We start from the raw sequence: 20,789 nt of genomic DNA, 5'->3' as shown, positions 1-20,789 counted from the left end.
AACAGGCCCAAACTCCGCGCGGCTGCGCTCTCAAGAACATTTAACCGACCAAGGAACTGCCATGGTTTCGACCACTGCCCGCCCCGCCTCTCGCCCTCTGAACTTCTGGGTGTGCCTGGGTGTGCCCGCCGTTGCGGCGATCATTCTGGTGCTGCTCGAACTGACGTCCGTGGACATGGACCTGGCGAGGATGTTCTACGACCCGGCTGCGGGGGATTTCATCGGACGGCACAGTTACTTCCTCGAAAACATCCTGCATGACCGCGCCAAACAGGTGGTCATCGCGTTTTCAGTGTTGGCCATCTTCGGCTTCATCGGCGCCTTTTTCATCGACCGGCTCAAACCGTTCAAACGGGAACTGGGCTGCCTGGTGCTGTCCCTTGGCCTGGCGACCTCTTTTGTCACGCCCGTCAAAGCGGTGACCGCGGTTCAATGCCCATGGAGCCTGGAGCAATTCGGCGGTCATGAAACCTACAGTGAACTGCTCAGCCCGCGCCCACCTACCGAAAAACCCGGCCGTTGCTGGCCGGGGGGTCATGCCGCCACCGGTTTCACGTTGTTTGCGCTGTTTTTCGTGCTGCGCGACCGACGTCCGCGTCTGGCGCGCAAGGCGCTGGTGTTCGCGTTTGCGCTGGGCACGGTGTTTTCCATCGGCCGGATGCTGCAGGGCGCGCATTTTTTCTCGCACAACGTGTGGACAGCGATTTTCTGCTGGCTGATTTGTCTGGGGTCGTATTACTACATCCTTTATCGACCGGCCTCCAAGGTTGAACGGGTTACCAAGACGCAACCGGTCAGCGCCTGATCTGACGCCTTCGCGGGCAAGCCTCGCTCCTACAGGTCTAGCGATTAACCTGTAGGAGCGAGGCTTGCCCGCGAAGGGGCCCTCAAAAGCAATACAACTTTCCGGCACGCAATAAAAAACCCCGCCTGCTTTCGCAGGCGGGGTTTTTTCGTACGGGGTAAGGCTGGCTTACATCATGCCGCCCATGCCGCCCATACCGCCCATGTCTGGCATGCCGCCGCCAGCTGGTGCGTCTTCCTTGATCTCGGCGATCATGGCTTCGGTGGTGATCATCAGGCTGGCAATCGACGAAGCCGCTTGCAGAGCCGAACGAGTCACTTTGGCCGGGTCCAGGATACCCATTTCGATCATGTCGCCGTATTCGCCGGTGGCAGCGTTGTAACCGTAGTTACCCGAACCCTGCTTGACCTTGTCCACAACAACGCTTGGCTCGTCGCCGGAGTTGGCAACGATCTGACGCAGTGGCGCTTCAACAGCGCGACGCAGCAACTGGATGCCAACGTTCTGGTCATCGTTGTCGCCTTTCAGCTCGGAGATAGCCTGCAGAGCGCGAACCAGTGCCACGCCGCCGCCAGGTACCACGCCTTCTTCAACGGCTGCACGGGTAGCGTGCAGGGCGTCTTCAACGCGGGCTTTCTTCTCTTTCATTTCAACTTCGGAACCAGCGCCAACCTTGATCACTGCAACGCCGCCGGACAGCTTGGCCAGACGCTCTTGCAGTTTTTCACGGTCGTAGTCGGACGAAGTGTCGGCCACTTGCTGACGGATCTGCAGAACGCGAGCCTGGATGTCAGCCTCAACGCCGGCACCGTCGATCACGGTGGTGTTTTCTTTCGACAGGATTACGCGCTTGGCATTACCCAGGTGTTCCAGGGTAGTGCTTTCCAGGCTCAGACCGATCTCTTCGGAGATAACGGTACCGCCAGTCAGAACAGCGATGTCCTGCAGCATGGCCTTGCGACGGTCGCCGAAGCCTGGAGCCTTGACGGCTGCGACTTTGACGATGCCACGCATGTTGTTCACAACCAGAGTCGCCAAGGCTTCGCCTTCAACGTCTTCGGCCACGATCAGCAGTGGACGGCCGGCTTTGGCAACGGCTTCCAGTACTGGCAGCATTTCGCGGATGTTCGAGATCTTTTTGTCGACCAGCAGGATCAGCGGACCGTCCAGCTCGGCAGTCATGGTCTCTGGCTTGTTGACGAAGTACGGGGACAGGTAGCCACGGTCGAACTGCATGCCTTCAACAACCGACAGTTCGTTTTCCAGGCCCGAGCCTTCTTCAACGGTGATCACGCCTTCTTTACCGACTTTTTCCATGGCTTCGGCAATGATGTCGCCGATGGAGTTGTCGGAGTTGGCCGAGATGGTGCCGACCTGAGCGATTGCCTTGGTGTCAGCGCATGGCTTGGACAGGGCTTTCAGCTCTTTGACGATAGCGATGGTCGCTTTGTCGATACCGCGCTTGAGGTCCATCGGGTTCATGCCGGCAGCGACGGCTTTCAGGCCTTCGTTGACGATCGATTGAGCCAGAACGGTAGCGGTGGTGGTGCCGTCGCCTGCGTCATCGTTGGCACGGGAGGCAACGTCTTTGACCAGCTGCGCGCCCATGTTTTCGAAGCGATCTTTCAGCTCGATTTCTTTGGCAACGGACACGCCGTCCTTGGTGATGGTCGGAGCGCCGAAGCTCTTCTCGATGATCACGTTACGGCCTTTAGGGCCCAGGGTCGCTTTTACTGCGTCAGCCAGGACGTTTACACCGGCGAGCATTTTCTTGCGGGCGGAGTCGCCGAATTTAACTTCTTTAGCAGCCATGATCGATATTCCTTAAATACTTTGTAGTAGCGGGAAAATGAGCGGGGAATCAGCCTTCGATAACAGCGAGAATCTCGTTCTCAGCCATTACCAACAGGTCTTCGCCGTCGACTTTCACGGTGTTGCTGCCGGAGTACGGGCCGAACACAACCTTGTCACCCACTTTCACGGCCAGCGCACGCACTTCACCGTTGTCCAGCACGCGGCCGGTACCTACAGCGAGCACTTCGCCGCTGTTGGCTTTTTCAGCAGCCGAACCTGGCAGGACGATACCGCCAGCGGTTTTCTTTTCTTCTTCGCTGCGACGGATGACGACGCGGTCATGCAGAGGACGAAGCTTCATTGTCGATCTCTCCTAATTGTGGTTTTCATCGGCCGGTGTAGTCCCGGCGGGTTTAACAAATCCGGCGGTGCCGGGTGCGGTTCGTCAAGCGAACCGCGGAAGTCTGTCTGGCGTGATTGCCAGAAACCTTGCGGTGACCGTTACATAAGGGCGCATAAGCTTATTACAAGGGCGCGGATCGAAATTTTTTACGTTGATGCCCCGAAAACGAACACGGCACCCGAAGGTGCCGTGCAGGTGAAACGATTTACTTGGAATCGCGGTGTTCGAACTCGCCTTCGATCACGTTCGGCTCTCGGCCCAACGGCTCGCGTGGGGCAGGACCGCCACGCGGCTGAAGATCATCGGCGAACGCACGCTGACGGATCGCCGCCTCTTCGGCGCGCTGGCGCATTTTATTGGCCAGCAGTCGACGCGAGATCGGCAGCAGCATGATCAGGCCCAGCACGTCGGTGACGAAGCCCGGCAGAATCAACAGACCACCGGCCAGGGCCAGCATCAGGCCTTCGAGCATGGTCTGGGCTGGCAGTTCGCCGCGGTTCAGACTTTCACGCGCACGCAGCGCAGTTGCCAGGCCGGCGATGCGCAGCACGAACACGCCGAGCATCGAGCCGAGAATGACCAGCAGCAGCGCCGGGAAAAACCCGATCGCACCGCTGACCTTGACGAATACGAACAGCTCCAACACCGGAAACAGTACAAAGAGCAATAAAAAAGGGCGCATCAAATGGTTCCTCAACGCAAGAATGCCTTGCCAGTCTTCCCTAGATGACGTCGCCCTATCGTGAATTCAAGCGCCGGCCACTTCATTTTTCGGCCAATGTTCGGCGTGAGCCAGGAAAACCAAGGCTTCCCGAACTTGTGTCGGCGTATTACACGGGGCTTGAAACGGTAACCAGTACAGCGCCTGGCCAATGCGCAGGTGCATGCCTTCAGTGTCGATCCCGGCCAGTTGCGCCGGCTCGGTTTTCGGCAGCCCCGCCAGTTCGACGTAGTGGGCGATGGCTTTGGCGTGATCGGCGTTCATGTGCTCGACCATGCTCACCTCGGCCTTGCCGGCGAACGGATTGGCCAACGTCAGTTGATCGACCCAATGAATCGCGCCGAAGCCGCCGATGTAGCGATGACGCACGGGTTTGAGCACCCAGAAATCGAAATCGTGGGCCTTGTGGTAATTCTGCGAATCCGGGAAGTAACGGTAGTAGCGCTCGGCGGCCGCTTCAATCGCAGCCACGTCCTCGAGTTTTTCTGCTTCGGCGAGGTACGTCAGGCGGCCGACCGCTTGCACGTCTTCGGCCCCGCGCTCGCCGACGAACAGCGAACACTTCGGGTCTTTCTGCAGGTTGTGGGTGTGCTGGGCGATGCGGCTGATCAGGATCAGCGGCCGGCCCTGCTCGTCCAGACAGTAAGGAACCACGGAGCCAAACGGGAAACCGGGCATCGCCTTGGAGTGCGTCGACAGCACTCCGCGGTATTCCTTGAGAAGCAATTCTCGGGCATTCTTGGCCGCTTCAACGCTCAATTTATGACTCCTTATATAGAATCCGTCGAAAAAACGGACAGGTGACTGCTGAAAGTTCCAGTCCGCCATCGGGGCAGTTCTCATGTGCAGCCAGGCCACATCAGGTGCAGATCGAGAGGCTCTCTAGAAGGAAGACCACTCCAACCTGCAACTGGGGCACGCGAATGCAACTCACTGACAAAGTAATCATTATCACTGGCGGTTGCCAGGGTTTAGGCCGTTCGATGGCCGAGTATTTAGCCGGCAAAGGCGCGAAGCTTGCGCTGGTTGACCTGAACCAGGAAAAGCTCGATGACGCCGTTGCCGCGTGCAAGGCCAAGGGCGTCGAGGCCCGCGCCTACCTGTGCAACGTGGCCAATGAAGAGCAAGTGACGCACATGGTCGCCCAGGTGGCCGAAGATTTCGGCGCGATCCATGGCTTGATCAACAACGCCGGGATCCTGCGTGACGGGCTGCTGTTGAAGGTCAAGGACGGCGAGATGACCAAGATGAGCCTGGCCCAATGGCAGGCGGTCATCGACGTCAACCTGACCGGCGTGTTCCTGTGCACCCGCGAAGTCGCGGCGAAAATGGTCGAGCTGAAGAATATCGGCGCGATCATCAACATCTCGTCGATCTCCCGCGCCGGCAACGTCGGCCAGACCAACTACTCGGCGGCCAAGGCCGGGGTTGCTGCGGCGACCGTCACTTGGGCAAAGGAATTGGCGCGTTACGGCATCCGCGTTGCGGGCATTGCACCGGGCTTTATCGAGACCGAGATGACGCTGGGCATGAAGCCTGAAGCGCTGGAGAAAATGACGTCCGGGATTCCGCTCAAGCGCATGGGCAAGCCGGAAGAGATCGCCCATTCGGCGGCGTACATTTTCGAGAACGACTACTACACCGGCCGGATCCTGGAAATGGATGGCGGGTTGCGCATCTAACCAACACCGCAAAACCAATGTGGGAGCGAGCCTGCTCGCGATAACGGTGTGCCAGTCAACGCATCCGTTGAATGTTAATCCGCTATCGCGAGCAGGCTCGCTCCCACAATTGGATCGCGTTTAATCGTCGCTGATGGTGATGTTCGGCATCGCCGGGGTCGCCGCTTCCTGCAACACGATCCGCGCGCCGACGTGGCGGGCGAGTTCCTGATACACCAGCGCGATCGGGCTGTCCGGCTCGGCAATGACCGTTGGCTTGCCGCCATCGGCCTGTTCACGAATGGCCATCGCCAGCGGCAACGACGCCAGCAGCTCGACGCCGTACTGATTGGCCAGCTTCACCCCACCGCCCTCACCGAACAGATGCTCGGCATGCCCGCAGTTCGAGCAGATGTGCACCGCCATGTTTTCCACCACGCCCAACACCGGGATGTTGACCTTGCGGAACATCTCCACGCCTTTGCGCGCGTCCAGCAACGCCAGGTCTTGTGGGGTGGTAACGATGACAGCGCCCGCCACCGGGACTTTCTGCGCCAGGGTCAGCTGGATGTCGCCGGTGCCTGGCGGCATGTCGATGACCAGGTAATCCAGATCGCCCCAGGCGGTTTGTGTCACCAGTTGCAACAGTGCGCCAGAGACCATCGGCCCGCGCCAGACCATCGGCGTGTTGTCGTCGGTCAAAAACGCCATGGACATCACTTCGACGCCATGGGACTCAATCGGCACGAACCACTTCTGATCCTTGACCTTTGGTCGGGTGCCTTCGGGAATGCCGAACATGATGCCTTGGCTCGGACCGTAAATGTCCGCATCCAGAATCCCCACCTTCGCGCCTTCGCGGGCCAGGGCCAACGCGAGGTTGGCGGCGGTGGTGGACTTGCCCACGCCGCCCTTGCCGGACGCCACGGCCACGACGTTCTTGACGTTGGCCAGGCCCGGAATCTGTGCCTGAGCCTTGTGTGCAGCGATCACACTGGTGATATCAACGCGGGCGCTGGTGACGCCGTCGAGGCCTTCGATGGCCATCTGCAGCATCTGCGCCCAGCCACTTTTGAACAGGCCGGCGGCGTAACCCAACTCCAGCTGGACGCTGACGCGATCACCCTGGATGTCGATGTTGCGCACGCACCCGGCGCTGACCGGGTCCTGGTTCAGGTAAGGGTCGGTGTATTGGCGAAGGACGGCTTCCACCGCTGCGCGATTGACGGCGCTCATGGGCAACTCCGATAGCAAGACTGGAAAATCAGGCGGGTATCGTACCTGTTCTGATCGTTTGGCGGCATGTTGAAAAGATCTGTAGGAGCCGGCGTTCCGACGATAGCTGACTAGAAGGCGCCATCGCCGGCAAGCCGGGCTCCTGCAGGAACGCGGCGCATCGCATGAATCCACGTCAGTCATCCAATGAAACAGGCGCACGGGGTGAAAAATATGCGCCGGCGCTTTATAGTGGCCGACCTCCGTTTCATCAAGTAGCCGAGCCCCATGTCCGAGCCACGCAAGATCCTCGTCACCAGCGCCCTGCCCTATGCCAATGGTTCGATCCATCTTGGCCACATGCTGGAATACATCCAGACCGATATGTGGGTGCGCTTCCAGAAGCACCGCGGCAACCAATGCATTTATGTCTGCGCCGACGACGCCCACGGTTCGGCGATCATGCTGCGCGCGGAAAAGGAAGGCATCACCCCGGAACAACTGATCGCCAACGTCCAGGCTGAACACAGCGCCGACTTTGCCGAGTTCCTGGTGGACTTCGACAACTTCCACTCCACTCACGCCGAAGAAAACCGTGAGCTGTCGAGCCAGATCTACCTGAAGCTGCGCGACGCCGGGCACATTGCCACGCGCTCGATCACGCAGTATTTCGACCCGGAAAAGAAAATGTTCCTGGCCGACCGCTTCATCAAGGGCACCTGCCCGAAATGCGGCACCGAAGACCAGTACGGCGACAACTGCGAGAAATGCGGTGCGACCTACGCACCGACTGACTTGAAGGATCCGAAGTCGGCCATCTCTGGCGCCACCCCGGTGCTCAAGGATTCCCAGCACTTCTTCTTCAAACTGCCGGACTTCCAGGAAATGCTGCAAACCTGGACCCGCAGCGGCACGTTGCAAGACGCCGTCGCCAACAAGATCGCCGAATGGCTGGATGCCGGCCTGCAACAGTGGGATATCTCCCGCGATGCGCCGTACTTCGGTTTCGAAATTCCAGGCGAGCCGGGCAAGTACTTCTACGTCTGGCTGGACGCGCCAATCGGTTACATGGCCAGCTTCAAGAACCTGTGCAACCGCACGCCGGAACTGGATTTCGATGCGTTCTGGGGCAAGGATTCCACCGCCGAGCTGTACCACTTCATCGGCAAGGACATCGTCAACTTCCACGCCCTTTTCTGGCCAGCGATGCTCGAAGGCGCCGGTTTCCGTAAACCGACCGGCATCAACGTGCACGGCTACCTGACCGTCAACGGTCAGAAAATGTCCAAGTCCCGCGGCACCTTCATCAAGGCCCGGACCTACCTGGATCACCTGTCGCCGGAATACCTGCGTTATTACTACGCGGCCAAACTGGGACGTGGCGTCGACGACCTCGACCTGAACCTCGAAGACTTCGTGCAGAAGGTCAACTCCGACCTCGTCGGCAAAGTCGTCAACATCGCCAGCCGCTGCGCCGGTTTCATCCACAAAGGCAACGCCGGCGTGCTGGTGGCCGGTAACGCCGCGCCGGAACTGACCGAAGCCTTCCTCGCCGCAGCGCCAAGCATCGCCGAAGCCTACGAGGCTCGCGACTTTGCCCGTGCCATGCGCGAAATCATGGGCCTGGCCGACCGCGCCAACGCCTGGATCGCCGACAAGGCGCCTTGGTCGCTGAACAAACAGGAAGGCAAGCACGACGAAGTCCAGACGATCTGCGCGCTGGGCATCAACCTGTTCCGCCAACTGGTGATCTTCCTCAAACCGGTGCTGCCACTGTTGGCCGCCGATGCCGAGGCGTTCCTCAACGTCGCGCCGCTGACTTGGGCCGATCACGCGACCTTGCTCAGCAACCATCAGTTGAACGAGTTCAAGCCGCTGATGACCCGCATCGACCCGGTGAAAGTGCAAGCCATGACCGACGCTTCGAAAGAAGACCTGACCGCCAGCCAGACCGACACCGGCGACGCGGCACCCGCCGGCAACGGCGAACTGGCGAAGGATCCGCTGTCGCCGGAGATCGAATTCGATGCGTTTGCCGCCGTCGACCTGCGCGTTGCGCTGATCGTCAAGGCCGAAGCCGTGGAAGGCGCCGACAAGCTGCTGCGCCTGACCCTCGACATCGGTGACGAGCAACGCAACGTGTTCTCCGGGATCAAGAGCGCTTACCCGGATCCGTCCAAGCTCGATGGTCGCCTGACCATGATGATCGCCAACCTCAAGCCACGGAAAATGAAGTTCGGTATCTCCGAAGGCATGGTGATGGCAGCCGGTCCTGGCGGTGAAGAAATCTACCTGCTCAGCCCCGACAGCGGTGCCAAGCCAGGTCAGCGTATCAAGTAAGATCCTGCGGCAAACCGATCCCACAGTCGTGCCCGACGCGACTGTGGGATTTTCATGTCTGGCCCCCCCTCCTTCCTTGCCGGATAATGCCTAACCTTGTTAGCAAGGCTTCTTTCTTCCGGCACGATCATGACCGAGATGCTTCTTACGCTTATCAGCGCTGCCCTGATCAACAACGTCGTGTTGCACTGGCCGCTGGGCGTCGATCCGCTGCTGGGCTCCGAGCGCCGTCAGGTGCATGCGCTGGGCATTGCGACGACGTGCCTGATGCTGATCGTCGGAATGCTCGGCTACGCACTCTATTACTGGCTGCTGGCGCCGCTGGAGCTGACTTCGCTGCGCTTGTTCGCGTTTCTGCCCCTGAGCGTGTTGTTGATCACCCCAGTGCTGAAGCTGCTGGCAAAGGTGTTTTCGACGCTTTCATTCGAAGGGCTCTGGCCGCTGCTGCTCGGCAATGCCGGCGTGCTCGGTCTGGCGCTGATCAACGCCCAGGAAAACCACGGATTTTTCCACGCCACAGCCCTGAGCCTCGGCGCCGGGCTGGGGTTCTGGCTGGTGCTGAGTCTGTTCAGCGACTTGCGCCAGCGCACCCTCGATAACGATGTCCCCCTGCCCTTTCGCGGCCTGCCGATCGACCTGATCGGCGCCGGACTGATCGCAGTGGCTTTTCTCGGTTTCAGCGGACTGATCAAAACATGAGTCTGATTCAACGCATCGACGCCCTCTTGCCGCAGACCCAGTGCGGCAAATGTGGCCATCCGGGATGCAAGCCGTACGCAGAAGGCATCGCCAGCGGCGAGCCGATCAACAAGTGCCCGCCCGGCGGCAGCGAAACCATTGCAGCCTTGGCTCAATTGCTGAAAGTGCCGGTGCTGGAGCTGGACGTCAGTCGCGGTTCGGCCCCGGCGCAAATCGCCTACATCCGCGAAGCCGAGTGCATCGGTTGCACCAAGTGCATTCAGGCCTGCCCGGTAGACGCCATCGTCGGCGCAGCGAAATTGATGCACACGGTGATCATCGACGAATGCACCGGTTGCGACCTTTGCGTGGCTCCTTGCCCGGTGGACTGCATCGAAATGCGGCCGTTGCCGCTGGCCACGGTGTTGCCGATTGTCGGTGGCCTGGCGTTCAGCCCTGAAGAACAACAGGCGCGTACCGCCAAACGCAATCACGCCCGGCGTCGCTTTGAACAGCGCAACGCCCGCTTGCACCGCGAAGAAGAACAGAAACTCGCCGAGCGTCAGGCCCGGGCACATCGCGCCGCGCAACAGCAGCACAGTGAAGTGACAACGCTCGACCCGGTTCAAGCCGCACTGGAGAGAGTTCGTGCGCAGAAAGCGGCCAATGCCGACGCGGCGTTGAAAAAAGCCAAAATCGATCTGGCGATGAGCCGCGCACAACTGAACAAATCGCTCAAGGCGTTCGGCCATCCGCCGACCTTCGAACAGCAGTCGCAACTGATCGTCCTGCAACAGCAATTCGACGCCGCTGAACACGCCTTGGCGCAGTTGGAAAACAGCGCACCACCCGCCGTTGCGCCTGCGGCGCCAGTGAAGGACGCGGAGCTGAAGCGGGCAAAAATACAGTTGGCCATGCGCCGCGCCGAACTCAAGAAAGCGCAAACCAGTGACGCGCCGGCCGAGCAGATCGAAGCCCTGGAGCGTGCACTCGGCGACGCTGAAAAAGCCCTGCACGCGGCAGAAACTGCAAGCGAGCAGCCTTTACCTGACCTGGCGCGTATCGAAAAACGCCCCATCGACAGCCAGCTTCGACAGCTGAAAACCGAATTGGCCTACGCTCGCGCGGATGTCAGCAAACTCGAACGTCGCACCGACACACCCGCTGAGTTATTGGACAAGGCGCGCGCCCGCCTGCAAGAAGCCGAGCGCCAGGTGGATGCCTATGTCGCCCCTTGAATCGGTCGACGAGCGCCTTCAGCAGGCCATGAAGCTGGTGTTGCTGGCCACCGTGCCGGGGATGCTGGTGCTGTTCTGGTTGTATGGCTGGGGCGTGTTGATCAATTTGATCCTGGCCGGCGTTACCGCGCTGGCCGTTGAAGCGGCCGTGTTATGGCTGCGCAAACGCCAGATCAAACCGACCTTGAGCGATGGCAGCGCGCTGGTCAGTGCGACGTTGCTGGCCCTGGCTTTGCCGCCGTATTGCCCATGGTGGCTGACGGTCTGCGCCGCGGCATTCGCACTGCTCGGCAAACAACTGTATGGCGGCGTGGGGAAAAACCCGTTCAACCCGGCGATGCTCGGTTTCGCTTTGGTGCTGGTGACCTTTCCCCAACCAATGACTCACTGGCCGTCGTCCCACGGCATGGACCTGCTCGGTGGCCTGCAGCAAGTGTTCGGTTTCAGCCTCAGCCAGACGCCGGATGCGTGGGTCCAGGCCACGGCGCTGGACAGCTTGCGAATCAACAAAAGCCTGACCATGGACGAACTCTTCGCCGGTAATCCGGCGTTCGGTCACTTCGGCGCACGCGGCGTGGAATGGGTCAACCTGGCGTTTCTGGCGGGCGGTTTGTTTCTGCTGCAACGGCAGGTGTTCAGCTGGCATGCGCCGGTGGGCATGCTTGCCAGCCTGTTCGTCATCAGCCTGCTGTGCTGGAACGGTTCGGGCTCCGACTCCCATGGTTCCCCCCTGTTTCATCTGCTCACGGGCGCGAGCATGCTGGGCGCATTCTTTATCGTCACGGAGCCGGTGTCCGGCGCAAAAATCCCAGGTGCCCGACTGCTGTTCGGCGCGGGCGTGGGATTGCTGACTTACCTGATTCGCACTTGGGGCGGCTATCCGGACGGCGTTGCGTTTGCAGTGTTGTTGATGAATCTTTGCGTGCCGGCGCTGGAGCGGTTTGTCGCGTCCAGGCAGGAGCCGATTTCGCCATGAGCCGAACGTCGAGCGTTGTGATTCTGCTGTTGCTGGCAAGCCTGGGGATTGGCGCGACCTACCTTGTGCAGTACAGCAGCGCGCCACGTATCGCAGCCGAACAACGACGGATCGACAGCCGCAACCTGCTCGATCTGCTGCCTTCCGACAGTTACGACAATCAACCGCTGGAGCAGCCGCTGCAGCTCGGTAACCTGGCGTTGACCAACAGCACCTTGCTGGGCGGCTACCTCGCCACCAAGGCCGGCCAACCCGTTGCGGTCCTGCTGCGCAGCCAGACGATCGGGTATGCGGGCGCCATCGATTTGCTGATCGCCATTGACGCGAACGGCAAGTTGCTGGGGGTCAAGACCCTGAAACAATCGGAAACCCCGGGCCTGGGTGCGCGTATCGCCGACTGGCCCAATACCTGGCTTCAGGCGTTCACTGGCAAATCCTTGAATGAACCCGCCGACAGCGGTTGGGCGTTGAAAAAGGATCAGGGTCAATTTGATCAAATCGCTGGCGCGACTATTACCTCCAGAGCCGTGATCAATGCGATCCACGAGGCTCTGCGCTACTTCGATGAACACTCGCGTCAGCTGATCGGGAGCGACCTCCTCCATGAATAAGTCCGCGAATTTACAGAACTCGCTGATGCTCGCGCCGCTGATCGGCGCCACTGACTCGTTAGTGACCGCACTGGGTGTATGGCTGATGTTCATCGTGGTGATCAGTGCGTTTGGTGCGAGCATGGCTGCCTTGCGATCCCGACTGATCCCGGCGGCTCGCTTGTTCGCAGGCGTCCTGCTGGCGGCCACGCTGACCGGTTGTGCAGAACTCGCCGCGCAGGTCTGGTCACTTCAATGGCACCAGCATTCGGGGTTTTATGCAGCACTGATCGCTTTGCAGTGCGTCGTGTTGGAACACACCGGTTTTTTCCAGAGTGCATGGCGTGAGCGCCTGCGCCTGTGTGTCCTGTTCGGCGCGCTGATGGTCGGCCTGGGCCTGCTGCGCGAACTCCTCGGCGACGCAGGCTTGCGCCTGGCCACGTTGGCACCTGGCGGATTCATTCTGCTGGGCCTGCTGATCGCCGCCTGGCAAGCCTGGCCCCGCCCGAATCCCTCACATTGATCGCTTTCGAGGAAACGCACTGCCCATGAATGCCGCAAAACGTCTGGAAATTTTCCGCAGGCTGCATGAAGACAACCCGGAGCCGAAGACCGAACTGGCCTACTCCTCGCCATTCGAATTGCTGATCTCGGTGATTCTCTCGGCACAATCGACCGATGTCGGCGTCAATAAAGCCACCGCCAAGCTCTACCCGGTGGCCAATACGCCGCAGGCGATTTACGCCCTGGGCGTGGAAGGTCTGTCCGAGTACATCAAGACCATCGGCCTGTTCAACAGCAAGGCAAAAAATGTAATCGAAACCTGCCGCTTGCTGGTGGAACGCCATGGCGGGGAAGTGCCGCAGACCCGTGAAGAGCTCGAAGCGTTGCCTGGTGTCGGCCGCAAGACTGCCAACGTGGTGCTCAATACTGCTTTCCGCCAACTGACCATGGCCGTGGACACGCATATTTTCCGGGTCAGCAATCGTACTGGCATCGCTCCCGGCAAGAATGTGGTCGAGGTCGAGAAAAAACTGATGAAGTTCGTGCCGAAGGAATATCTGCTCGATTCCCATCACTGGCTGATTCTTCATGGGCGTTACGTTTGCCTGGCTCGCAAGCCTCGCTGCGGCAGTTGCCGGATAGAAGACCTGTGCGAATACAAGCACAAGACTTCGGACGATTGAGGCGCTATTAGGTTTTTTGATTTATCGATTGAAAAAATCTTTTTTACCCGCGAGGCGATTATCGATATAAGGAGCGCCAAAGGCAGTCTTAGCCTGGAGTTAACCTTATGAGCACTGGCAAAGAGCAATTGGACGTAGAAGACGACTTCACACCCGTTGAGGCCGATGACGCGGAACCGGTGGTTGAAGTGGCAAAGACCAACCTGAGCAAACGCCGCACCATCGACAATCTGCTGGAGGAGCGCCGACTGCAAAAGCAATTGGCCGATTACGATTTTGACCTATGACACCTGAAAGCCTCCCGAAACGGAGGCTTTTTACTAGGTGCGAAACCTTGAAAACGCCCACTCTTTACGCCCCGTCAAGCACTGGCCCAGTCATACCAACCCATTGCGTTGAGCCAGTTCGATCAGGTCAACCAGGGACCGCGCATTGAGTTTCAACAACAGCCGCGTCTTGTAAGTACTGACGGTTTTATTGCTGAGGAACATTCCATCGGCAATTTCCTTGTTGGTCTTGCCACGGGCCAACTGTTGCAAGACCATCATCTCCCGCCCCGAAAGACGATCCACCATATCGGCTTCACTGGCATTCCCCAGACTGGAGCGCACGGTATGCAAGGCTTGATTGGGAAAGTAACTGTAGCCCGACAATACCGCCTTTATTGCACTGAGCAACTCAGTGAGGTCCTGTTGTTTGCAAACATATCCTGCAGCACCGGATTGCATGCAACGCATCGAAAAATGTCCAGGAGCCTGTGAAGTCAATATCAGTACTTTCATTGGCATCGCTGCCGATGCCAGACGTGCAATGACTTCCAGCCCATCCAGTTTGGGTATTCCAATATCCAGGATGACAATATCCGGCATATGTTCACGAGCTAGTTGCAATGCATCCACGCCATTATCTGTTTCTGCAATGACTTCGTAGCCATGACGCTCCATCAGCATACGTACCGCAAGACGAATGACGGGGTGATCATCCACGATCAGCACTTTATTCATGGGCAAGTCCAATTTTCGCTGTTCGAATTTTTAGAGCCCGCACAATAGCCTAGTCGTTTCACCCATGGCATGCCGCTCCCCCCGGCCACCCACACCGAGAGACATTCCCTACAAACATCGCGGAATAATCTTACAAAAAATCTTGAAACACAGCGCGCCAGAAACTTTATCTGTCTCATGATATTTCAGTATTCAACAGTTTTTTGTTTCGACTTACAACCAGCGCGCCACACAACAACAGTTGACCAAGATGATCCGACACACGCCAACGATTAGTCTACCCTTGTAGGGTAATTGATATTTCCCGGCCTGCCCACCACACCAGAAACATCAAACACAAAACCTTACATCAAAAGTCAATTAACAATAAATGAATAGCAAAACTGATATATCCGAACTATAAATCCACCGCTACCATATAAACTCGACACCCTAACAACCACCAACTAACACAATGAGAAAAGATGAACTAATATGAGTAAAAAATATGATAAAACTCAAACAACGAATCACCAACCCCATGACAGTCATCGCGATATTCGCAACACTGTCTGAAACATCGGCCGCCATCTCTCTACCCTTCCTCGATGACGAAGATAAAGAGATCTACATCTGGTTTTTGATCAGCTTTCCCTTTTATTTGCTTTTTCTTTTCTTCGCCACCCTTAACTTCAATTATCGATCGCTTTACGCGCCTTCCGACTTTGAAAAGGGAAAGCATTTCATAAAGGTGATGGACAACGCAGAGCGTTCAGGTAACGCGCAAGATCCGCCCGACGAGATCGGCTTACAGCCAAGTCTCTCGGTTCAGTACCCTATTCGGCTGCCTGAGTCACTCAAGGATCTGCACATCATTGATGCGCGGTGGATGAACAAAAAAAATGAGTTCCGCGCCCTTCTGGAAAAGCTTCGCCAGCCCAAGGGGAATCCGGCACACGTTGTCGTGTTTCTCGTTGTTGGCGAATCGGAGACGTTACTGAAAGAAAGCGCACTCAAGTTTTGCCGAAACGCAAAAAAACGCAGCAGCGCAACGTTCTGTATTGCTTACAATTTGAGTTCACGTGACGTGACGGTCATTGATCAATATTGCCGGGCTGACACACAGCAGGCAGTTGCTCTTTAGGATCAATGGGGGGCGGGCAGGAAGGAATTTAAAACAACAAGAATGTTGAATCGCAATGTCAGACAGAAAATCCCTGTTTTCAAATGTGTGGCCTTGTCCTGGACAAGGCCACACATTCCATCAGCGTGTCAAAGATCTCAGAACAGCTTGCGACCTTTGTTTGCCGCGATACGCATGCGCAGCGCGTTGAGCTTGATGAAGCCCGCCGCGTCGGCCTGGTTGTAGGCGCCGCCATCTTCCTCGAAGGTCGCGATGTTGGCATCGAACAACGATTCGTCGGACTTGCGGCCAGTGACGATCACGTTGCCCTTGTACAGCTTCAGGCGCACGACGCCGTTCACGTGAGCCTGGGACGCATCGATCATCTGTTGCAGCATCAGACGCTCAGGGCTCCACCAGTAACCGGTGTAGATCAGGCTGGCGTATTTAGGCATCAGCTCGTCTTTGAGGTGAGCCACTTCGCGGTCCAGCGTGATCGATTCGATCGCACGGTGGGCACGCAGCATGATGGTGCCGCCAGGGGTCTCGTAGCAGCCACGGGACTTCATGCCCACGTAACGGTTCTCGACGATGTCGAGACGGCCGATACCGTGTTCGCCACCGATACGGTTCAGAGTCGCCAGCACGGTGGCCGGAGTCATTTCGACGCCGTCCAGTGCAACGATGTCGCCGTTACGGTAAGTCAGTTCGAGGTACTGCGCCTTGTCTGGAGCCTTCTCCGGGGAGACGGTCCATTTCCACATGTCCTCTTCGTGCTCGGTCCAGGTGTCTTCCAGCACGCCGCCTTCATAGGAGATGTGCAGCAGGTTGGCATCCATCGAGTACGGGGATTTCTTCTTGCCATGACGCTCGATCGGGATCGCGTGCTTTTCAGCGTAATCCATCAGCTTTTCACGGGAGAGCAGGTCCCATTCGCGCCACGGAGCGATCACTTTCACACCTGGCTTCAAGGCATAAGCGCCCAGTTCGAAACGAACCTGGTCGTTACCCTTGCCGGTGGCACCGTGGGAAATGGCGTCAGCGCCGGTTTCGTTGGCGATTTCGATCAGGCGTTTGGCGATCAACGGACGAGCGATGGAAGTACCCAGCAGGTACTCGCCTTCGTAAACGGTGTTGGCGCGGAACATCGGGAATACGAAGTCACGCACGAATTCTTCGCGCAGATCGTCGATGTAGATTTCTTTTACGCCCATGGCCTGAGCCTTGGCGCGAGCCGGCTCGACCTCTTCGCCCTGACCCAGGTCAGCGGTAAAGGTCACCACTTCACAGTTATAAGTATCCTGCAGCCACTTGAGGATCACCGAAGTGTCCAGGCCGCCGGAATACGCCAGAACGACCTTGTTTACGTCCGCCATGCCATCACTCCACGGGGTTCTACGGAAAGCCGTCAAGTCTACCGGTCATGCAGGATAATTTACAGAGGCGCGACAGCTTATGACGACGAAGCGACAGATTATGTCGAGCGGGCGACGATGACAGCCGGTTCAGTATGTCTTCGCGGGGCTCGCCGATGCGGTTGTCTGAGGCGCCGGTTGCTCGGTGGGTGCGACCCGCGCCAAGTGCACATTGACCCGACGGTTCTTCGCCCGATTGGCGGCATTGGTGTTGGGTGCCAACGGATAACGCTCGCCGTGGAAGCGCACGGTGATCTGCGATTCCTGAAAACCGTTGGCCTTGAAGAACTCCATGACCGCCAGGGCCCGACGCCGCGACAGGTCACGATTGGCCAGGCGATTGCCGCTGTTGTCGGAGTGGCCGTCGAGTTCGATGTGATTGACCGTCGGATCGGCCTTCATGAACTCCAGCATGACCTGCAACTGAGCCTTGGCCTGTGCGTCGAGATCCAGGCCGTCGCCGGGAAATCCGATCTGCGTTTGTTTGACTTGCTCGAAATTCTTCGGCAGCAGCTTCGCCACACAGCTTTGATAATCGTTGAACGCCTTGCTGAACTTGACCGGCAACAACCGCACTTCCGACACCCGGCCATCGCCCGAAGAATGTCGAACGACCGGGCTGCGCCCGTCCATCAGGCCACTGATCAGGCGCCCGGCCTGAACTTGCGAACTGTTGAACAGCACATTGCCGCTGCCAATCTGCACGGAGCCCAGATTGATGTCGCCCCGCCCCGGCTGCCAGGGCGCTGCGGCTGCCAGCAGGGTCGCCGAGCCGCCGCCGACCATCGAGTTATAGGCTTTCAGACGAAACGTCGCCTGCTCGCCGGCGCGGCGCACGAACTCACCCGAACCGAAATCGGTGATCGGTTGAGTCAGGCGGCACTCGAACTTGTCCCCTTCGACCGTCCACTCGATGCTCTCCAGACGGGTCTGGAAAGTGAGCGCCATCGCGGGAAGGCTGGCAAACACGCTGAGCAAGGCTAAATAACGCTGGCGCACGGGAGGCTCCACTGGCTTCTACAACAAAAAGACCGACACACACATGTTTACGGCATACCTGTTGGATATCGGAAGCTTCCCGCAAAACTTGATAGCGAGTGCCTGAGAGAGTCTTTTCCGGTAGCATTCCCTTCAGTTTGACCCGCCTGGAATCCCCTCATGTCCGACCGCCTGACCCTGCTGCGTCCCGACGACTGGCATATTCATCTTCGCGATGGTGCCGTGTTGACCAATACCGTTGCGGATGTCGCGCGCACCTTTGGTCGCGCCATCATCATGCCCAACCTGGTACCTCCGGTGCGCAACGCCGCTGAAGCCGACGGCTATCGCCAGCGGATTCTCGCTGCACGTCCGGCTGGCAGCCGTTTCGAACCGTTGATGGTCCTTTACCTGACCGACCGCACCCAGCCCGAAGAAATTCGTGAGGCCAAGGCCAGCGGTTTCATTCATGCCGCCAAGTTGTATCCGGCCGGCGCGACCACCAACTCGGACTCTGGCGTCACCAGCATCGACAAGATCTTCCCTGCGCTTGAGGCCATGGCCGAAGTCGGGATGCCTTTGTTGGTTCACGGTGAAGTCACCCGTGGCGATGTCGACGTGTTCGACCGCGAAAAAATCTTCATCGATGAGCACATGCGTCGAGTGGTCGAGCGTTTCCCGACGCTCAAAGTGGTGTTCGAACACATCACCACCGCGGACGCCGTGCAGTTCGTCAACGAGGCTTCGGCCAACGTTGGCGCGACCATCACCGCGCATCACCTCTTGTACAACCGCAACCACATGCTGGTGGGCGGAATTCGGCCGCACTTCTATTGCCTGCCGATCCTCAAGCGCAATACGCACCAGGAAGCCCTGCTCGACGCCGCCACCAGCGGCAGCGAAAAGTTCTTCCTCGGCACCGACTCGGCGCCTCACGCCCAGCATGCCAAAGAAGCCGCGTGCGGCTGTGCCGGTTGCTACACCGCTTATGCGGCGATCGAGATGTACGCCGAAGCGTTCGAACAACGTAACGCACTGGACAAGCTCGAAGCCTTCGCCAGCCTCAACGGCCCGCGCTTCTATGGCCTGCCGGTGAACACCGATCGCATTACTCTGGTCCGCGACGAGTGGACCGCCCCAACCAGCCTGCCATTTGGCGAGCTGACCGTTATCCCGCTGCGCGCCGGTGAAAAACTGCGCTGGCGCCTGCTGGAGGAACACGCGTGAGTGAAGACCATTACGACGACGAACAGGACGGTCAAGGCGGCGGAGGTGGTCCACGCCACCCGATGGCAGCTCGATTCCGTGGATACCTGCCAGTCGTTGTCGACGTTGAAACCGGTGGTTTCAACTCTGCCACTGACGCTTTGCTGGAAATAGCCGCTACCACGATCGCCATGGACGAGAAGGGTTTTGTCTACCCTGACCACACCTACTTCTTCCGCGTCGAGCCTTTTGAAGGCGCCAACATCGAAGCGGCCGCGCTGGAGTTCACCGGGATCAAACTCGATCACCCGCTGCGCATGGCGGTGAGTGAAGAAGCGGCGCTGACCGATATCTTCCGCGGCATCCGCAAGGCGCTGAAAGCCAACGGCTGCAAGCGGGCGATTCTGGTCGGGCACAACAGCAGCTTCGATCTGGGCTTCCTGAACGCGGCGGTTGCGCGCCTGGACATGAAGCGCAATCCGTTTCATCCGTTCTCCAGCTTCGACACGGCCACCCTGGCCGGTTTGGCGTACGGTCAGACGGTGCTGGCGAAAGCCTGTCAGGCCGCCGATATCGACTTCGACGGTCGCGAGGCTCACTCGGCTCGCTACGACACCGAGAAGACGGCCGAGCTGTTCTGCGGCATCGTCAATCGCTGGAAACAGATGGGCGGCTGGGAAGACTACAACGACTGATCGGCTTTTCGTAGGAGCCGGCTTGCTGGCGATTCAGCCACTGCGGTTTGTCTGATTACCGAGGTGCCTGGATCGCCAGCAAACCGGCTCCTACAGGAATCACCGCTTCTCCGCCCATAAAAAAACCGGCCTCAACGGCCGGTTTTTTTGTGCCTCGAATGCGCCTTACAGGGCAGCAGCATTCTCGGTCAGGTAAGCCGCGACGCCTTCGGTCGAAGCGGTCATGCCTTTGTCGCCTTTTTTCCAGTTGGCTGGGCAAACTTCGCCGTGCTCTTCGTGGAATTGCAGAGCGTCGACCAGACGGACCAGCTCTTCGATGTTACGGCCCAGTGGCAGGTCGTTGATGATCTGCGAACGGACAACGCCTTTGTCGTCGATCAGGAACGCACCACGGAAAGCCACGCCGCCTTCGGATTCAACGTCGTAGGCCTTGGCGATTTCGTGCTTCAGGTCGGCTGCCATGGTGTAGCGAACTTCGCCGATGCCACCATTGTTGACCGGGGTGTTGCGCCACGCGTTGTGGGTGAAGTGCGAGTCGATCGAAACAGCGATCACTTCAACGTTGCGGGCCTTGAAGTCGGACATGCGGTTGTCCAGAGCGATCAGCTCGGATGGGCAAACGAAGGTGAAGTCCAACGGGTAGAAGAACACCAGGCCGTATTTGCCTTTGATGGCCGACGACAGGGTGAAGCTGTCGACGATTTCGCCATTGCCGAGTACGGCTGGTACGGTGAAGTCAGGGGCTTGCTTGCCTACGAGTACGCTCATTGAATATCTCCTG

At 58.6% G+C, this 20,789-nt stretch carries 22 protein-coding genes; 13 read left to right on the top strand and 9 right to left on the bottom strand.

What is annotated here, in order from left to right; genetic code table 11:
* The first annotated feature begins 61 nt into the window (after nucleotides 1-61).
* On the top strand, nucleotides 62-805 hold the full coding sequence (locus tag IB245_RS21505) for a phosphatase PAP2 family protein (protein WP_192228590.1): 744 nt from the start codon (nucleotides 62-64) through the stop codon (nucleotides 803-805).
* Nucleotides 806-973: 168 nt separating this feature from the next.
* Here IB245_RS21505 and groL read toward each other — a convergent pair whose 3' ends face one another.
* From groL to IB245_RS21485, 4 genes are all read right to left on the bottom strand, one after another.
* Entirely contained in the window at nucleotides 974-2,617 is a 1,644-nt protein-coding gene (gene groL, locus IB245_RS21500) for a chaperonin GroEL (RefSeq protein ID WP_008032122.1), read from the bottom strand.
* A gap of 49 nt (nucleotides 2,618-2,666) precedes the next feature.
* The gene (locus IB245_RS21495) at nucleotides 2,667-2,960 is read right to left on the bottom strand and encodes a co-chaperone GroES (RefSeq protein ID WP_008032125.1); all 294 of its coding nucleotides are present in this window, start codon (nucleotides 2,958-2,960) and stop codon (nucleotides 2,667-2,669) included.
* 247 nt (nucleotides 2,961-3,207) lie between these two features.
* A complete protein-coding gene (locus IB245_RS21490; protein WP_008032127.1) occupies nucleotides 3,208-3,684 on the bottom strand; it encodes an FxsA family protein in 477 nt (158 codons plus the stop codon).
* 66 nt (nucleotides 3,685-3,750) lie between these two features.
* On the bottom strand, nucleotides 3,751-4,482 hold the full coding sequence (locus IB245_RS21485; protein ID WP_192228589.1) for a HugZ family protein: 732 nt from the start codon (nucleotides 4,480-4,482) through the stop codon (nucleotides 3,751-3,753).
* A 164-nt stretch (nucleotides 4,483-4,646) separates the two neighbouring features.
* On the opposite strand from IB245_RS21485, the gene IB245_RS21480 reads away from it, so the two are divergent.
* Nucleotides 4,647-5,405, top strand: coding sequence for an SDR family oxidoreductase (locus IB245_RS21480; RefSeq protein ID WP_192228588.1), 759 nt, complete (start codon nucleotides 4,647-4,649; stop codon nucleotides 5,403-5,405).
* 120 nt (nucleotides 5,406-5,525) lie between these two features.
* Here the strand turns inward: IB245_RS21480 and apbC are convergent, their stop codons facing one another.
* Nucleotides 5,526-6,620, bottom strand: a complete 1,095-nt coding sequence (gene apbC, locus IB245_RS21475; RefSeq protein WP_008036460.1) for an iron-sulfur cluster carrier protein ApbC — start codon at nucleotides 6,618-6,620, stop codon at nucleotides 5,526-5,528.
* A 267-nt stretch (nucleotides 6,621-6,887) separates the two neighbouring features.
* On the opposite strand from apbC, the gene metG reads away from it, so the two are divergent.
* The 8 genes from metG to IB245_RS21435 all read left to right on the top strand — a co-directional run bounded on the left by metG (nucleotide 6,888) and on the right by IB245_RS21435 (nucleotide 13,895).
* Nucleotides 6,888-8,939, top strand: coding sequence for a methionine--tRNA ligase (metG, locus tag IB245_RS21470; RefSeq protein ID WP_192228587.1), 2,052 nt, complete (start codon nucleotides 6,888-6,890; stop codon nucleotides 8,937-8,939).
* A gap of 129 nt (nucleotides 8,940-9,068) precedes the next feature.
* Nucleotides 9,069-9,638, top strand: a complete 570-nt coding sequence (locus tag IB245_RS21465) for an electron transport complex protein RnfA (RefSeq protein WP_192228586.1) — start codon at nucleotides 9,069-9,071, stop codon at nucleotides 9,636-9,638.
* A complete protein-coding gene (gene rsxB, locus IB245_RS21460) occupies nucleotides 9,635-10,855 on the top strand; it encodes an electron transport complex subunit RsxB (RefSeq protein WP_192228585.1) in 1,221 nt (406 codons plus the stop codon). Before IB245_RS21465 ends, rsxB begins: the two co-directional genes overlap by 4 nt.
* Complete coding sequence (locus tag IB245_RS21455) at nucleotides 10,842-11,831, top strand: RnfABCDGE type electron transport complex subunit D (RefSeq protein ID WP_192228584.1); 990 nt, start codon at nucleotides 10,842-10,844, stop codon at nucleotides 11,829-11,831. The genes rsxB and IB245_RS21455 overlap by 14 nt, the downstream gene beginning before the upstream one ends.
* Nucleotides 11,828-12,442, top strand: a complete 615-nt coding sequence (locus IB245_RS21450; RefSeq protein ID WP_192228583.1) for an RnfABCDGE type electron transport complex subunit G — start codon at nucleotides 11,828-11,830, stop codon at nucleotides 12,440-12,442. Before IB245_RS21455 ends, IB245_RS21450 begins: the two co-directional genes overlap by 4 nt.
* Entirely contained in the window at nucleotides 12,435-12,944 is a 510-nt protein-coding gene (locus IB245_RS21445) for an Rnf-Nqr domain containing protein (protein ID WP_192228582.1), read from the top strand. The genes IB245_RS21450 and IB245_RS21445 overlap by 8 nt, the downstream gene beginning before the upstream one ends.
* Nucleotides 12,945-12,969: 25 nt before the next feature.
* Nucleotides 12,970-13,608, top strand: a complete 639-nt coding sequence (gene nth, locus IB245_RS21440; RefSeq protein WP_008032146.1) for an endonuclease III — start codon at nucleotides 12,970-12,972, stop codon at nucleotides 13,606-13,608.
* A 107-nt stretch (nucleotides 13,609-13,715) separates the two neighbouring features.
* Nucleotides 13,716-13,895, top strand: a complete 180-nt coding sequence (locus IB245_RS21435) for a PA3496 family putative envelope integrity protein (RefSeq protein ID WP_007898493.1) — start codon at nucleotides 13,716-13,718, stop codon at nucleotides 13,893-13,895.
* Between the two features lie 90 nt (nucleotides 13,896-13,985).
* Here IB245_RS21435 and IB245_RS21430 read toward each other — a convergent pair whose 3' ends face one another.
* Nucleotides 13,986-14,612: a response regulator transcription factor gene (locus tag IB245_RS21430; RefSeq protein WP_008032148.1), complete on the bottom strand. Its 627-nt coding sequence runs from the start codon at nucleotides 14,610-14,612 to the stop codon at nucleotides 13,986-13,988.
* Nucleotides 14,613-15,099: 487 nt separating this feature from the next.
* Here IB245_RS21430 and IB245_RS21425 point away from each other — a divergent pair, with 487 nt between their 5' ends.
* Complete coding sequence (locus IB245_RS21425; RefSeq protein ID WP_192228581.1) at nucleotides 15,100-15,735, top strand: hypothetical protein; 636 nt, start codon at nucleotides 15,100-15,102, stop codon at nucleotides 15,733-15,735.
* Between the two features lie 137 nt (nucleotides 15,736-15,872).
* Here the strand turns inward: IB245_RS21425 and IB245_RS21420 are convergent, their stop codons facing one another.
* Both IB245_RS21420 and IB245_RS21415 read right to left on the bottom strand, forming a co-directional pair.
* On the bottom strand, nucleotides 15,873-17,090 hold the full coding sequence (locus IB245_RS21420; protein WP_008032151.1) for an argininosuccinate synthase: 1,218 nt from the start codon (nucleotides 17,088-17,090) through the stop codon (nucleotides 15,873-15,875).
* A gap of 129 nt (nucleotides 17,091-17,219) precedes the next feature.
* A complete protein-coding gene (locus IB245_RS21415) occupies nucleotides 17,220-18,128 on the bottom strand; it encodes a flagellar protein MotY (RefSeq protein WP_192228580.1) in 909 nt (302 codons plus the stop codon).
* Between the two features lie 159 nt (nucleotides 18,129-18,287).
* Here IB245_RS21415 and pyrC point away from each other — a divergent pair, with 159 nt between their 5' ends.
* Both pyrC and rnt read left to right on the top strand, forming a co-directional pair.
* Complete coding sequence (gene pyrC / locus IB245_RS21410; protein ID WP_008036439.1) at nucleotides 18,288-19,334, top strand: dihydroorotase; 1,047 nt, start codon at nucleotides 18,288-18,290, stop codon at nucleotides 19,332-19,334.
* Nucleotides 19,331-20,008, top strand: a complete 678-nt coding sequence (gene rnt, locus IB245_RS21405) for a ribonuclease T (RefSeq protein ID WP_008036438.1) — start codon at nucleotides 19,331-19,333, stop codon at nucleotides 20,006-20,008. The genes pyrC and rnt overlap by 4 nt, the downstream gene beginning before the upstream one ends.
* Nucleotides 20,009-20,173: 165 nt before the next feature.
* On the opposite strand, the gene IB245_RS21400 is transcribed toward rnt, so the two are convergent.
* Nucleotides 20,174-20,776 (bottom strand): peroxiredoxin, encoded by a 603-nt coding sequence (locus IB245_RS21400; protein ID WP_008032158.1) that lies wholly within the window; start codon nucleotides 20,774-20,776, stop codon nucleotides 20,174-20,176.
* Between the last annotated feature and the right edge of the window lie 13 nt (nucleotides 20,777-20,789).

Origin of the sequence: Pseudomonas sp. PDM02 (assembly GCF_014852285.1) — a bacterium.
Classification (GTDB): domain Bacteria; phylum Pseudomonadota; class Gammaproteobacteria; order Pseudomonadales; family Pseudomonadaceae; genus Aquipseudomonas; species Aquipseudomonas migulae.
This window is presented reverse-complemented; position numbering and strand designations above follow the sequence as displayed.